The organism is Streptomyces sp. NPDC001480 (genome assembly GCF_042894725.1).
Classification (GTDB): Bacteria; Actinomycetota; Actinomycetes; order Streptomycetales; family Streptomycetaceae; genus Streptomyces.
Genome location: NZ_JBIAVX010000010.1, coordinates 336,552 through 350,680 on the forward strand (window position 1 = coordinate 336,552; position 14,129 = coordinate 350,680).

12 protein-coding genes and 1 pseudogene are annotated in these 14,129 nt (G+C 72.4%); 11 read left to right on the plus strand and 2 right to left on the minus strand.

The features are described from left to right. Positions 1-136: 136 nt before the first annotated feature. The 5 genes from ACFY01_RS26385 (at position 137) to ACFY01_RS26405 (ending at position 6,323) form a co-directional block, all read left to right on the plus strand. Positions 137-1,912, plus strand: coding sequence for a hypothetical protein (locus ACFY01_RS26385; RefSeq protein ID WP_390738202.1), 1,776 nt, complete (start codon positions 137-139; stop codon positions 1,910-1,912). After that, the gene (locus ACFY01_RS26390) at positions 1,912-2,706 is read left to right on the plus strand and encodes a hypothetical protein (protein WP_390738203.1); all 795 of its coding nucleotides are present in this window, start codon (positions 1,912-1,914) and stop codon (positions 2,704-2,706) included. The genes ACFY01_RS26385 and ACFY01_RS26390 overlap by 1 nt, the downstream gene beginning before the upstream one ends. Further along, positions 2,703-4,757, plus strand: coding sequence for an Hsp70 family protein (locus tag ACFY01_RS26395; protein ID WP_390738204.1), 2,055 nt, complete (start codon positions 2,703-2,705; stop codon positions 4,755-4,757). The genes ACFY01_RS26390 and ACFY01_RS26395 overlap by 4 nt, the downstream gene beginning before the upstream one ends. Before the next feature lie 125 nt (positions 4,758-4,882). Continuing rightward, positions 4,883-5,494, plus strand: a complete 612-nt coding sequence (locus tag ACFY01_RS26400; protein WP_390738205.1) for a hypothetical protein — start codon at positions 4,883-4,885, stop codon at positions 5,492-5,494. 76 nt (positions 5,495-5,570) lie between these two features. Then, positions 5,571-6,323 carry a YcnI family protein gene (locus ACFY01_RS26405; protein ID WP_390738254.1) on the plus strand — a complete coding sequence of 251 codons (753 nt, stop codon included), beginning with the start codon at positions 5,571-5,573 and terminating at the stop codon, positions 6,321-6,323. Positions 6,324-6,432: 109 nt separating this feature from the next. On the opposite strand, the gene ACFY01_RS26410 is transcribed toward ACFY01_RS26405, so the two are convergent. After that, the gene (locus ACFY01_RS26410) at positions 6,433-7,257 is read right to left on the minus strand and encodes a CDP-alcohol phosphatidyltransferase family protein (protein WP_390738206.1); all 825 of its coding nucleotides are present in this window, start codon (positions 7,255-7,257) and stop codon (positions 6,433-6,435) included. Between the two features lie 121 nt (positions 7,258-7,378). Between ACFY01_RS26410 and ACFY01_RS26415 the strand changes: the two genes are divergently transcribed. The 5 genes and pseudogenes from ACFY01_RS26415 to ACFY01_RS26435 form a co-directional block, all read left to right on the plus strand. Next, positions 7,379-8,359 carry a zinc-binding alcohol dehydrogenase gene (locus ACFY01_RS26415; protein ID WP_390738207.1) on the plus strand — a complete coding sequence of 327 codons (981 nt, stop codon included), beginning with the start codon at positions 7,379-7,381 and terminating at the stop codon, positions 8,357-8,359. A gap of 163 nt (positions 8,360-8,522) precedes the next feature. Next, positions 8,523-8,921 carry a 6-pyruvoyl tetrahydropterin synthase family protein gene (locus ACFY01_RS26420; RefSeq protein WP_390738208.1) on the plus strand — a complete coding sequence of 133 codons (399 nt, stop codon included), beginning with the start codon at positions 8,523-8,525 and terminating at the stop codon, positions 8,919-8,921. Beyond that, entirely contained in the window at positions 8,918-10,102 is a 1,185-nt protein-coding gene (locus ACFY01_RS26425) for a glycosyltransferase family 4 protein (protein WP_390738209.1), read from the plus strand. Before ACFY01_RS26420 ends, ACFY01_RS26425 begins: the two co-directional genes overlap by 4 nt. Then, positions 10,099-11,199 carry a class I SAM-dependent methyltransferase gene (locus tag ACFY01_RS26430; RefSeq protein WP_390738210.1) on the plus strand — a complete coding sequence of 367 codons (1,101 nt, stop codon included), beginning with the start codon at positions 10,099-10,101 and terminating at the stop codon, positions 11,197-11,199. The genes ACFY01_RS26425 and ACFY01_RS26430 overlap by 4 nt, the downstream gene beginning before the upstream one ends. A 425-nt stretch (positions 11,200-11,624) precedes the next feature. After that, positions 11,625-12,473 (plus strand): annotated as a pseudogene (locus tag ACFY01_RS26435) (lysylphosphatidylglycerol synthase transmembrane domain-containing protein); the annotation flags it as partial. A gap of 56 nt (positions 12,474-12,529) precedes the next feature. Here the strand turns inward: ACFY01_RS26435 and ACFY01_RS26440 are convergent. Continuing rightward, positions 12,530-13,324: a creatininase family protein gene (locus ACFY01_RS26440; protein WP_390738211.1), complete on the minus strand. Its 795-nt coding sequence runs from the start codon at positions 13,322-13,324 to the stop codon at positions 12,530-12,532. Positions 13,325-13,363: 39 nt separating this feature from the next. Between ACFY01_RS26440 and ribA the strand changes: the two genes are divergently transcribed. Beyond that, positions 13,364-14,023: a GTP cyclohydrolase II gene (gene ribA / locus ACFY01_RS26445; protein ID WP_390738212.1), complete on the plus strand. Its 660-nt coding sequence runs from the start codon at positions 13,364-13,366 to the stop codon at positions 14,021-14,023. Positions 14,024-14,129 lie beyond the last annotated feature (106 nt).

Below are 14,129 nucleotides of genomic sequence, written 5' to 3' on the forward strand. Positions count from 1 at the left end.
CCCAGGACGTTTTCGCTGGTGAATGAGGTACTCGACTTCAAACACGGTGGGTGCCTGCTCTACCATCGGCACGATCACCGTGACCGGGCCCATGGGGAGTGGGCTGGGTCTGCACGGGAGGAGGGGGGACTCTTCGATGACGTCCGAGCCGCTTGCCATGGGCAATGTGGAGGATCTGCGACGCGCGGAGACGGAACGCCGGGAGCAGCGGCGCCGGGCGCGGGAGAACGGCACTGTCGCACCCCTGCGCGCACGGCGCCGTTCGCCCGCGAGTGGCACTCCGGCCGGGGTGACAGACGCTCATGCGGCGGGCGATGCGGCTCCCCAGCCGTTTCTGCTGCCACCGCGCGTGGCCCAGGTTCTCGGACGGGTCGCCGACGAGCTGGGGGAGGACGTCGCGGTCGTCGATGGCCTGTCGCTGCGAGCGGCCGCGGCTGCCGATCCGCCGCGTGCCGTCGCGGCCGAAGCGGTCGGGCTGCTGGGCCGGATGACCGCCCTGCCCGCTCTGCGGCACCTGCTCGACCTCGCGGCCGGCGGACTGCCCGTCCTCGCCGATGACGACCGGGTGCGTGCCGAGGCGATTCGCTCCGGCCGCGCGCCCGCACCGCAGACCGCACCGGAAACCGTCGACGCCTGGCAGCTGCACCTGGAGGCCGTCGAGGCCCGGGGCAGGGCGGTGCTCTCGACGGCCTCCTGGCAGCGGCTCGTCGAACAGCTTCCGCTGCCCGTCGTCGACGACCTGATCGACCGGGGCAGCCTCCGTGTGCACGACGCGCCGCACACCTGGCCGGAGCAGACGGAACGCGTCCGGTACGTGCGAGCGCGCCTCGACCCCGGACGTCTCGACGACACCGACATCGAGGCTCTCGACTGGCAGGACGAAGAGTGCCGCCGCATCCTGGCGGCGGGTGGCACGTGCGAACCCGTCGACGGACGGCACGACGAGTGGAGCCTGCGCTCGGCACTGCTCAGCGGTGAGATCTCCGTACTGGACAGCATCCGGTCGGCCGAATGCGAGGAGTTGCCCCGCGACCTCGCCGACCTGGTGCTGTCCCTGCAGCGCATCCGGCAGGGCGGGGGAGTGGACAACCGCCTGGGCCACGATCGCTCCCTGTTCGGACTGCTGGAGGACTGCCTTCCCGGCAAGCGTCTCGTCTCCGGTGGTACGGCGTTCCACTACTGGGCGGGCACCCGGAGGTTGTACCGGCTCCTGGACGACGTGCACTGGGCGATGGCCTGCGAACCGCAGGAAACGGAACGCGTGGTACGGGCGACCCTGCAGCAGGCCGCGGTCCTGCGGAATCCGGAATCCCGAGGAGCCGCCGGCGCCGCCGACCGGGAGGCACGGGCGGTGCAGGCGTACCTGGCGTACCTCCACGCGCGTCCGGGCGACCGCGTCCGGCTCGACCAGGGAGTCGGCCTTCTCGAAGACATCCTCAAGCGTGGGGGCGGACGGCGAGGCGGAGTGGACGGGGAGCAGCGGCGCAGGATGCACGCACTCAGCGAACTGCTCCAGGCATTGAGGTTCAAGAGCAAGCCGCACGACGTCCTCAACCCCTACTTCGCTCTCTGCGTCGAGAACGGCTCGAGCGAGTGGGGGCAGGGCTGGCGAGACCTGCGCCGGCAAGTACCGCCGGAGCAGCTCGAGTACATCAACGGCGCCAAGGACCGCATCCGGCGCATCGAGACGGCGCGACGCCTGGGCGACGACGGGGAGGCCCTCTACGAACTGCCGTTGAACGAGCAGTTCCTGTGGGTGCCCGACGTCCGGGGCGAACTGCTCCACCCCGCTCCCCGCCCGCTGACGCGCCGTACCCCGCCCAGCACCGAGCAGGAAAGGTCCTGGACCGCCGAACAGGCGGCACAGGAGATCATCGGCCGCTGTGCCGCGAGACTGAGGAACGACCACTGATGCCCCCGAAGAAGAAGCCGCAGAAGCCCGCCGCCGAGACCCGGCGCATTCCGGAGTTCGAGGGGGTGCGTCCCAAGCCCGTCAAGAGCGGTACGCGGCGCGCCCGGCCGTACGACGGAGCACAGCGGTCCGTCCGCAACGAACAGAACGCTTCGGGGACGGAGTCGACGCACAGCACGCGAGCTCGGGGCAACGGCGAACACGTCGAGGTCCGGTCCGCCGACGCCGCACCGCTGGTGGACCCCCGGTCGGACCCCGAGGTGATGTTCCGCATCCTCAGCGACAAGATCGCGGCAAAGGTGGACCGGGCGGCGATGAAGGCGGGCGCCAGCGCTGCCCAGGAAGTCGGCCGGAGGCTCACGGCGGAACTCGACGCGGCGATCGCTGGAGCGCAGTCGACCGCCGGGAAAATGGGCACACTCGTGCAACAGGCGGTGCAAGCCGCGGTGGACGAGGCGCTGCGCACCGCCGTTCTCAACGCCACGCGGGTGCACGAGGAGCATCTGGCCCAACTGGCGCTCATCGACCGCACAGCCCAGACGGCGGCAGACGTCAGTGCCGTCAGACTGCGGGTCGAGGAGGAGATGCGCCGTTCCGGCCTGACTCGCGTCACCGAGCCGGATCCCGACTGCTTCAACCTGGTCAACCCGACGGAGCACGCGGGCAGCACCCGGTACGAGGTTCTCGCTCCCGCTTACACGGACAGCCGCTCCGGCCGCATCGTTCAGCGGGGTGAGATGAGGCGTGTACCCACCGACACCGTCACCGGCTCCGAGGGAGAGGAGAAGGAATGACCTTCGGTATCGACTTCGGTACGAGCAACTCCGTCGTCGCGCGCTGGACCGGCAGCGGCACCGAGGTGATCCGGGTGGACTCCGCGGCCCTGCCCGCGGAATGGAACCGGCCGGGCTTCGACGAACTGTTCCCGTCCGTGGTCTCGTTGCGGGACATCCAGCGCACGCTGTGCTTCGGCTGGTCCGCCAAGTGCGAGACGGCCGAGCCGCAGGACGCGGTCAAACGGATGCTCGCCTCGCGGCCACGAGCCATGGACGAGGACGAGATCGCACCCGCCGGCACGGTGCCGGAGGAACACGAGGTCTGGCTCGGCGACGAGCCGTTCCGCAGCACCGCCGTGGCCGCTGCCCTCTTCGACCAGATGCGGACCGGCGTGCGCCGGAACCTGCGGGAGATGGAAGAAGCGGTCGTCACGGTGCCGGCGAACGCCACCGGAGCCGCCCGCTACCGGACCCGGGCCGCGGCACGGCTCGCCGGCATCAAGGTCAAGGCGCTCATCAACGAACCGACGGCCGCGGCCATCAGCTACGCCCACGACTTCCCCGGTGAGGGCCGGTTCCTCGTCTTCGACTGGGGTGGCGGCACGATCGACGTCACCGTGCTCGAGCATTATGACGGCATCTTCGACGAGATGGCGTCGCGCGGCATCACCGCGCTCGGCGGCCTGGAGTTCGACGAGGAACTCGTGAAGCTGGTGATGTCCAAACTGGGCAGCCACCCGGGCAGACTGACCCGGCAGGAGGCCCGCCGCTGGCGACGGCACGTCGAACTCACGAAGATCGTGCTGTCCCAGCCGGGGACGGACGAGGTGCTCTTCGAGCCTCTGGGCGGCTTCGCACCGGTGGTGATCCACCGGGAGGAGTTCGAGGAGGCCGTTCAGCCCCTGGTGCGCCGCGCGCTGGTCCCCCTGGAGGAATGCCTCCAGGACGTGGGCCTCACCGCCGACGACCTGGACGCCGTGCTGATGATCGGTGGTACTTCGCAGATCCCCCTGGTACGGCGCGAAGTCGAACGGGCTCTGGGCAGAGAGGTGGTCGACCCCCGGCTGTGCAAACCGATGACGGCGGTTGCCAGGGGCGCTGCCATCACGGCGGCCGAGATCGACGGACTGATCCCGCAGACGACGATCTCGGTGGCCACGAGTCACGACCTCGGACTGTCCTTCGAGGCGGGCGGACGACGTGGTTTCGCCACTCTGATCCCCAGATACTCGACCCTGCCCGCACGAGGAACCCGAAGCGCCATGCCCGCCGTCCGCGGAGCCTCCAAGGTGATCCTGGAGATCGTCGAGGGTGACGGACAACGCGCCGCGGACGACGAACGGACGTTTCCGCTGGCCCGGCTCGAACTGCCGGTGCCCCAGCCCAACGCCGAACCGTCGAGCAACGTGTTCGACGTCGACTACCACTACGACCGCAGCGGCATCCTCAAGATCCACGCCAAGTCCCGTCACGCGGGCACCGTCATTCTCGACGAGGAACTGGACTGCTTCGGCCCCGACGGCACGCCCATCGCGCAAGGACTCGACAGGGAGTTGGAGCGGCTCCTGCGGCGCATCGAGGAGCCCGCCGTGCCACCGGCCTCCCCTGCGCCCGCTCACACGGAGACGCCGCTGGTCCCCGAGGAGATCGAGCCGCAGGAGACGGCAGGCGACACCCCCGTTCTGGTGGTCGACGGCCGCGGCATCATGACGGCCGGACGCACCCCCGCCTCCCCGCGTCCTCCGAGCATGCGGTTGCTGGGCTCCGCACTTGCCGAGATCAGGCGTCGCTTCAACGACCGGCACGTGGTGACCGTCATCGGGACCGACCTGGTCGACGCCGTGGAGTACGACGAGCAGTCCGTCCTCGACAAGGCGATCGAGGAAGGCCTGGTCGTGACCGTTCCGTCCTCCTCGCCCCAGGCCGTTCTGAGCGTGGCCCAACAACTCGACGCCATGGTCGTCTCCATGGACGACCTGACCCGTCTGCGCACCCCGTATCCCTGGGTGACGCAGAAGGGACGCTTCGTGAAACTGGCCAAGGTCGAAAGGAACTGGGTCTTCGTGTAGGCCGCTCCGTGCCCTGCTCGGCCCCGTACCCCGGGCCGGCTGGGCCCTGCTGCCCCCGCCCCGCCGACGGGTGAACCGGACATCGGTGCCGTACGTATCCCCCGGACGTGGGAGGATCCCTCACCATGAGCGCGTCCCCGGCCGTCCGGAGCCTGCGTGCCGCGGTGTTCGCCGCGGTGTGTGTGCTGCTGGCTGCCGCCGGGCACGGGCTCGCCATGGGTGACATGCCGCCGGTGCGGGTCGACGCCGCCGGTTTCCTCGGCGTGTTCGCGCTCGGGTGGCTGCTCGGTGGGCGGGAGCGTTCGCTGCTCGGGATCGGCTCGGCCATGCTCGCCACCCAGGCGGGCCTGCACATCGCCTTCGACGCGGCACACCAGGCCGGGCCACTGTCCGTGCACGCCATGGGCATGACCGCAATGCCCGGTCACGTCATGGCGGGGATGGCCCATCCGCACCCCGTTCACGCGGTGACCGCGCACGCCACCGCCGCCCACATCCTCGCCGCCCTGCTCGCCTCCTGGTGGCTCAGGCGCGGCGAGGCCGCGCTGTTCTCGCTGCTGCGGCGGGCGGCCGCCCTGGTGCCGGGCCTTGCCGCCTGGTGGCGGGACGCACCGCTGCCCGGACTCCTCGACGGGCCGCTGCGCGCCCCGGCCGACCCGGAAACGCCCCGCCTGCTCCCACTGCGGCACGCGGTGAGCCGTCGCGGGCCGCCGGCCCGGATCCCGTACCCGATCTGACCCCCTACACCTTTCAGTACGTACGGAGATCCACTCACCCATGTCCATCAGCATGTCCACCCGCATGTCCACCCGCATGTCCACCCGCACGTCCAGGAGCGCGCGCCGCGCCGGGCTCGTCACCGTTCTCGCCGCCGCCGGTGTCCTCGCCGCCGCGGGAGCCGCCTCCGCGCACGTCACCGTGCACCCCGAGAGCTACGCCAAGGGGGCCACGGACTGTGTGCTGACCTTCCGCGTGCCCAACGAGGAGAACAGCGCCGCCACCACCAAGGTGCAGGTCTTCCTCCCCACCGACCACCCCGTCCTCGGCGTCCTGGTCTCCCCGCGGGACGGCTGGACCGCCAAGGTGACCACCAGCAAGCTCAAGAAGCCGGTGAAGACCGACGACGGCACCATCACCGAGGCCGCCTCCGAGGTCACCTTCACCGGCGGCAAGATCACCGCCGGGCACTTCGAGGACTTCGACATCGCCTTCGGCCAGCTGCCCGACGACACCGACCAGCTGACCTTCAAAACCCTTCAGACGTACTCCGACGGCAAGACGGTCCGCTGGATCGAGCAGCCCGCGGAAGGCGCGGACGAACCGGAGAACCCGGCGCCGGCGCTGAAGCTCACCGCCAAGGGCGCGGCCGAGGACGACGGCAGCTCCTCGGCGAGCGGCAACACCGGGTCCTCGGACGCCAAGAGCTCCGCCGGCACCAAGTCGGCCGCCGCCTCCAGCAGCGACTCGACGGCGCGCGGCCTCGGCGTCGCGGGCCTGATCGTCGGCGTGCTCGGCCTCGCGGCGGCGGCCTTCGCCCTCGTACGCGGCCGGTCCGCACGGCCGTAGCACCGCGCACGGCGCAGTGCCCGTAGCACAGCGCTCGTAGCACCGCACAGGCGAAGGGCCCCTGACCAGTCGATGGTCCGGGGCCCTTTCGCACGTCTGCCGGAGCGGTTCACCGCAGCGCGGGCTCCAGCAGCTGCTCCTCCGCGCCCGCCTGCTCCTGCACCGGCGCCTGCTCCTGCACCAGCGCCTGCGCCCGCTCCTCCATCGGCGTCACCGGGCTCGTCCGGGACGTCCGGTACAGCCAGTGCACGTCCCGTCCGAACGACCACAGCAGCGACCCCAGCGCCAGCATCGCGATCCCCAGGTTGGCGGCGTGCGGCAGCAGTTCCGCGCCGGCCAGCAGCAGGCAGACGCCCTGCGTCGCGGCGACCGTCTTGCGGGCGAAGGACGGCGGCAGCGGCGCGTTCAGCCAGGGCAGGATCCGGGCGGCGGCGACGAACGCATACCGCATACCGCCGATCAGCAGCACCCACGGGCCGAGCTGCATGGCCACGTACACGCTCAGCACCAGGATCAGGAACGCGTCCACCTCCATGTCGAAGCGGGCGCCCAGCGCCGTCGACGTGCCCGTGCGGCGGGCCACCTTGCCGTCCACGCCGTCCAGGATCAGGGCGACGGCGGTCAGGCCGACCAGCAGCGTGACCGGCGGGGAACTCTCGAAGGAGTCCGCGACCAGCGCGGTCACCCCGCCGACCAGGGTGGCCCGGCCGAGGGTGACGCGGTTGGCGGGCCCGAAGGAGCGCAGCCGGGAGCGGTGCAGCGCCCGGGAGAGCACCGCCCAGGTGGCGATCGCGAACACCAGGCCCGTCAGCCAGCCGGCCGGCCCCATCCCGATGGCAGAGCCCAGCAGGGCCAGCAGCAGGATCTGGACGCCCGCTCCCACAGCGGTCTCCTGCTGGACCAGCCTCGCGTCGTACGTGTTGTTCAGGGCCACCGCACATCCTCCGGCCGAGTGACAGAGTCGATCAACGCCGCGTACTGTGCGCGGCCTGTGCACATCTCCCTGTGCACACCTCGGTACGTGGACAAGTTCCCGATCGTTCAGGAGGATGCCGATGAACCACTCGGCCCGCGCGTTTTGGCTCGCCTCGCCGGGGAACGGAGAGATCCGCGAGGAGACGCTCGCGGCACCCGCCGAGGGCGAGGTGCTGGTCCGCGCGCTGTACTCCGGGGTGAGCCGTGGCACGGAGACGCTCGTCTTCCGCGGCGGGGTGCCGGTCAGTCAGCACGCCGCCATGCGGGCGCCGTTCCAGGAGGGCGAGTTCCCCGGCCCGGTGAAGTACGGCTACCTCAGCGTCGGTGTCGTCGAGGAGGGGCCCGGGGAACTGGTCGGCCGCACCGTCTTCTGCCTGTATCCGCACCAGACCCGTTACGTCGTCCCGGCGAGCGCCGTGACCGTGGTGCCCGACCACGTGCCCGCGCACCGGGCCGTCCTCGCCGGCACCGTCGAGACGGCCGTGAACGCCCTGTGGGACGCGGCCCCGCTGGTCGGCGACCGGATCGCCGTGGTCGGCGGCGGCATGGTCGGCTGCTCGGTCGCCGCCCTGCTGGCCCGTTTCCCCGGCGTACGGCTGCAACTCGTCGACGCCGACCCCGCGCGCGCGAAGACCGCCGAGGCGCTCGGCGCCGGCTTCGCCTCGCCCGCGGACGCCCTCGGCGACTGCGACCTGGTCGTCCACGCCAGCGCCACCGAAGCGGGCCTGACCCGGTCGCTGGAACTCCTCGCCCCCGAAGGCACCGTCGTCGAACTGAGCTGGTACGGCGACCGGCGGGTCAGCCTCCCGCTCGGCGAGGCCTTCCACTCCCGGCGGCTGACCGTGCGCAGCAGCCAGGTCGGCACCGTCTCCCCGGCCCGCCGCCGCCGCACCTACGCCGACCGGCTCGCCCTCGCCCTCGACCTGCTCGCCGACCCCGCCCTGGACGCGCTCGTCACCGGTGAGTCCGCGTTCGAGGAGCTCCCCGACGTGCTGCCCGGGCTCGCCTCCGGGCAGATCCCGGCACTGTGCCACCGGGTGCGGTACGCCGAGGACGACTGACGGGTTGTCCGATCCCGGACGACCCGTGGCCCGGCAAGAGCGCCTGACCTGAGAAAAGAGTGAGGAACGGCTGAACAAGGGGAAGCGAAGAGCCGTACTACACGGCATCCCCCGGCAGGGAATGGCCGGGGAGCCGGACGCGCCGCACCTGGAGGGTCGTCACTTGTTCAGCATCACCGTCCGCGATCACATCATGATCGCCCACAGCTTCCGCGGCGAGGTGTTCGGGCCCGCCCAGCGGCTGCACGGCGCCACCTTCCTGGTGGACGCCACGTTCCGGCGCGAACAGCTGGACGACGACAACATCGTCGTCGACATCGGGCTGGCCACCCAGGAACTGGGTGCCGTGGTGAGCGAGCTGAACTACCGCAACCTCGACAACGAGCCCGACTTCGCCGGCATCAACACCTCCACCGAGTTCCTCGCCAAGGTCATCGCCGACCGGCTCGCCGAACGCGTCCACAAGGGCGCCCTCGGCGAGGGCGCCCGGGGCCTGGCGGGCATCACGGTCACCCTGCACGAGTCGCACATCGCCTGGGCGAGTTACGAGCGTGCCCTGTGACCGACACGACCATCGGCCGGGGCCCGGCCCTCGCCTACGTGCCCGCCCAGCGCGAGGCCCTGAACAACGTCGGGATCATCCCCATGTCCCTGCGCACCGTCCACTTCGTCCTGCCGGGCGGCGTCGACGACCCGGCCAACCCCAGCGGCGGCAACGCCTACGACCGGCGGGTCTGCCTGGACCTGCCCGGCTTCGGCTGGCAGGTCACCAAGCACCCCGTGGACGGTGCCTGGCCCCGCCCCGGCGCCGCCGCCCGTGACGCGCTCGCCCGCACCCTGCGGGAACTGCCCGACGGCGCGGTCGTCCTGCTCGACGGCCTGGTCGCCTGCGGCGTCCCCGAGATCGTCGTCCCCGAGGCCGAACGGCTGCGCCTTGCCGTTCTGGTGCACCTGCCGCTCGGCGACGAGACCGGCCTCGAGCCGTCCGTCGCCGCCGACCTCGACGCCCGGGAGAGGGCGGTGCTGCGGGCGGTGCCTGCGGTGATCGCCACCAGCGACTGGGCGGTGCGCCGCCTCGTCTCCCACCACGGCCTCGCCCCCGAACGGGTGCACGTCGCCGCCCCCGGCGCCGACATCGCCCCCCTCGCCCCCGGCACCGACGGCGTCTCCCACCTGGTGTGCGTGGCCGCGGTCACCCCGCGCAAGGGCCAGCACCGGCTGGTCGAGGCCCTCGCCGCGGTACGGGACCTGCCGTGGACCTGCACCTGCGTGGGCGGCCTCAGCCAGGACCCCGAGTACGTCGCCCACCTGCGCGCCCTCATCGAGCGGCACGGCCTGAGCGACCGCCTGCACCTGGCCGGCCCGCGCTCCGGCGCCGACCTCGACGCCAGCTACGCCACCGCCGACCTGATGGTCCTCACCTCCTACGCCGAGACCTACGGCATGGCGGTCACCGAGGCCCTCGCGCGCGGCATCCCCGTACTGGCCACCGACGTCGGCGGGCTGCCCGAGGCGGTCGGCCGCGCCCCCGACGGCGGCGTGCCCGGCATCCTCGTACCGCCGGAGGACCCCGCCGCCCTCGCCGCCGAACTGCGCGGCTGGTTCGGCGAGGCCGACGTGCGCCGCCGGCTGAAGGCAGCGGCCCGCGGCCGCCGCGCGGCACTCGGCGGCTGGGCGGCCACCGCCCGCAGCCTGGCCGGAGTCCTGCTGCGACTCCCCGACGAACCCCGGAGGGCGGCATGAGCCGGACCACCACCACGACGACCGACGGCATCCCGGCCCAGCCCGGCCCCAGGACCGTCTCGGACGCGGCAGGCAATACGGCGACGGGCAGTGCGCCGGACAGTACGACCGACAGGGCCACGGACATGACGGAACCCGCACCGCGGCACGACACCGCCGGCGAGCCCGGACCGTCCGGCGTGATCGCCGGCGCGGGCCCCGTCGCCCGCCCCGGCGAGCGGGCCACCGTACGGCTCAGGGACGCCGGGTCGGAGTCGGAGGAGGAACCGCCCCGGTACGCGCCCGAGTGGCTCCAGCTGCGCGAAGGAGCCGACGGGGCGGCCCGGGCCCACGACCTGCTCGACCCGCTGCGGATCCGGCTGGCCAACCTGCCGGGCCGGTGCGGGAGCCTGGTCGTGCACGACCTGGGCTGCGGCACCGGCTCCATGGGCCGCTGGCTCGCGCCCCGCCTGGACGGCGCCCAGCACTGGATCCTGCACGACCGCGACCCCTACCTGCTGCACTTCGCCGCCGTCGCCTCCCCCCGGGCGGCCGCCGACGGCAGCCGGGTCACCGTCGAGACCCGGCGCGCCGACGTCGCCCGGCTCACCCCGGACGCCCTGTCCGGCGCCTCCCTGGTGACCGCCTCCGCACTGCTCGACGTCCTCACCCGCGACGAGATCGAAGCCCTCGCGGAGGCCTGCGTCGGCACCGGCTGCCCGGCCCTGCTGACCCTGTCCGTCGCCGGCCGCGTCGAACTCACCCCGTCCGACCCGCTGGACACCGAGATCGCCGAGGCCTTCAACGCCCACCAGCGGCGCGGCGGCCTGCTCGGCCCCGACGCCGTCACCGTGGCGGTCGAGGCCTTCGGAGAGCGCGGCGCGACCGTACGGGTCAACCCCAGCCCCTGGCGACTGGGCCCCGACGACGCCGAACTGACCGCCCAGTGGCTGCGCGGCTGGGTCGGCGCGGCCGTCGAACAGCGCCCCGAACTCGGCGAACGCGCCGAACGCTACCTCCAGGAGCGCCTGGCCGCCTGCGCCGCCGGCGAACTGCGCGTCACCGTCCACCACAGCGACCTGCTGGCACTGCCGAGGCCGACGGGCGGCGCCGCGTGAGCGCGGGGGCCCCGCAGACGGGGAACGCCGCGGCCACGCGTCCGGCGAGCGCGCGGACGACGCTCGCGGCCAGCGCCCGCGCCACACGGCCGGGCGCCGCCCGGACCGCGCGAGCCGGCACCGCCAGGTCCGCGCAGGCGTACGGTGCCACGAAGCCGCGGACGGCCCGTGCGGCCACCCACGCGCGCGTGCAGCCGACCACGACCGTACGCACCCGGACCGCACGCACCCGCGTGCGCAGGTCCGCGGGAACCGGGGCCGTGTCCCCGGCGGTCGCGACGGCCGTGCGGGTGCCCGACGCCGCGGCGCCCTCCCCCCACACGCCGGACCCCGTCCCGGTGCCCCCGCAATCCACCGGTCCTGACGTCTCCTCCGTCCCCCGTTCCGGCGCGCGTTCCTTCCTCGCACGCCTCAACACGCCCGCCGTGCGCACCCACTTCGGCACCGTCGCAGGTGTCGTCATCCTCGTCGTCCTGCTGTGGCGGCTGGGCACGGGCGTGTTCCTCGACGGGCTGCGGCGGATCGACGGCCCAACGCTGCTCGTGTCGCTGGGAATCGGCGTCGTCACCACGGTGTTCAGCGCCTGGCGCTGGCAGTTGGTCGCCCGCGGCCTCGGGATCCGGCTGCCGCTCGGGGCGGCCGTCGCCGACTACTACCGGGCGCTGTTCCTGAACGCGGCCCTGCCCGGCGGCGTCCTCGGCGACGTGCACCGGGCGGTGCGCCACGGGCAGAGCGCCGGCGACATGGGACGCGGCGTCCGGGCGGTCGTGCTGGAGCGCGTCGCGGGCCAGGTCGCGCTGGCCCTGATCGGCGGGGCGGCGCTGCTGACGCTGCCCTCGCCGGTACGGGCCGACGCCCGCAGCTTCGCCCTGCCGGCCGTCTTCGCCGCACTGGGCGCGCTCGCCGTCGTCCTCGCGGTCCGCATGAACCGCGCCCCCTCGCGCCGGGGCACCCGCCGCGCCGGCCTCGTCGAGGCCCGCCGTGCGCTCCTGTCGCGCCGCAACGGTCCGGGCGTCGCGCTGTCCTCCGTCGTCGTCCTGGCCGGACACCTCGCGATGTTCGTCGTCGCGGCCCGGGTCGCCGGATCCGGCGCCTCCGTACCGGTGCTGCTGCCGCTCGCGGTGCTCGCCCTGATCGCCATGGGCCTGCCGTTGAACGTCGGCGGCTTCGGCCCCCGGGAGGGCGCCACCGCCTGGGCGTTCGGCGCGGCCGGGCTGGGCGCGAGCAGCGGACTGGCCGTCGCCGTGGTGTACGGCGTGCTGAGCTTCGTCGCCGCCCTGCCCGGCGCGCTCGTCCTCGTCGCCCGGTGGTACACCGGACTCCGCGGCCGCTACGCGCGCCCGCTGCCGGAGGCGTCCTCCGGCTCCGGCGAGGTCAGCAACTCCAGGTACGCCCCGAAGGATTCGACGAGGCTCGCCAGCAGTTCCTTCCCCTTTTCCGCCGAACCCAGGGAAGGACGGCCGATGACACCCGATTCGGTATAGGCGGACATTCCCACGGTGAGCAGATGACGGCGGTCGTCCGCGGTGAAATCGGCGGACTCGTAACCAGGACGGACATATTCGGGATGAGCGTGCAGCAGAATGGACGTCTCGATTTCCCCCGCGTGCATGTCGGTGAGCAGCGAGGTGAGCACCCCGGCCCGCTCCCGCGCCTCCTCCCAGTCCTCCGCGGCCGGGAACAGCGCCATCCGCTCCCCCCGCGCGGACGCCTCCTGAACCACGTTGCCCAGCACGTAGTTGCCACCGTGCCCGTTCACCACGACGAGCGCGTCGACACCCGAGCGGCGCAGCGACGCCGCGATGTCCCGTACCACCGCATGCAGGGTCACCGAGGAGATGCTCACGGTCCCTGGCCAGGCCGCATGCTCGTGCGAGCAGGCGACCGTCACCGGAGGAAGGAGGTGCACCGGGTGCGCCGCGGCGATCTCCCGGGCGATGGCACAGGCGACCAGGGTGTCGGTCGCCAACGGAAGGTAGGGGCCGTGCTGCTCGAAACTGCCGACAGGAAGGACGGCCACCTGTGCTGAGACGCCCGCCGCCCGCGCCCGTACATCTTCCGTGGTGTCCGCCGGCAGCGGGCCCCGTGTACCGTACGTCGCCCCACCCGCGCCCGAACCACTCATTTCTTCACGGCCTTTCGTCTCTGCTTTAGGAATCAGATCATGACAGATAACATCGGCGTACTCGGTAAGAAGGCACCGCAGCGTACGGGTGTGGAACGCGTCGTCAATGCGCCACTGCCCACGGTGTACGGGAAATTCCAGGCGGTCGGCTACCTGGACCACGACCGCGGTGACGAGCAAGTGGCCCTGGTCCACGGCGAGATCGGTTCCGAGGGCGTGCTCGTCCGGCTGCACTCGGAGTGCCTGACCGGCGACGCGTTCGGCTCCCAGCACTGCGAGTGCGGCGACCAGCTGGACTCCGCGCTGCGCGCGGTCGTCGCCGAAGGCAGCGGCATCGTCGTCTACTTGAGAGGGCATGAGGGCCGTGGCATCGGCCTGCTCGCCAAGCTGCGCGCGATGGCCCTCCAGGCGGAAGGCCTGGACACCGTGGAGGCGAACCTCGCCCTCGGACTGCCCGTCGACGCCCGCGACTACGGCGTCGCCGCCGGGATGCTGCGCGACCTCGGCGTGAACTCGGTCCGCCTGATGTCCAACAACCCGCGCAAGCGGGAGGCGCTGGTACGGCACGGCATACAGGTCGCCGAGACGGTGCCGCTGCTGATTCCGCCGTGCGAGAGCAACATCACCTATCTGCGGACCAAGCGGGAGCGACTCGACCACCACCTGCCCCATCTGGACGCCGTCGCCCACCTGTCCTGAAGCACCAGCCCTGAAGCACCAGTCCTGAATCACCCGTCCCTGAATCACCTGTCCTGAACCACCTGTCCCGCATACGAGCCCGGAGAACCGGACAGGAAGAAGAGGC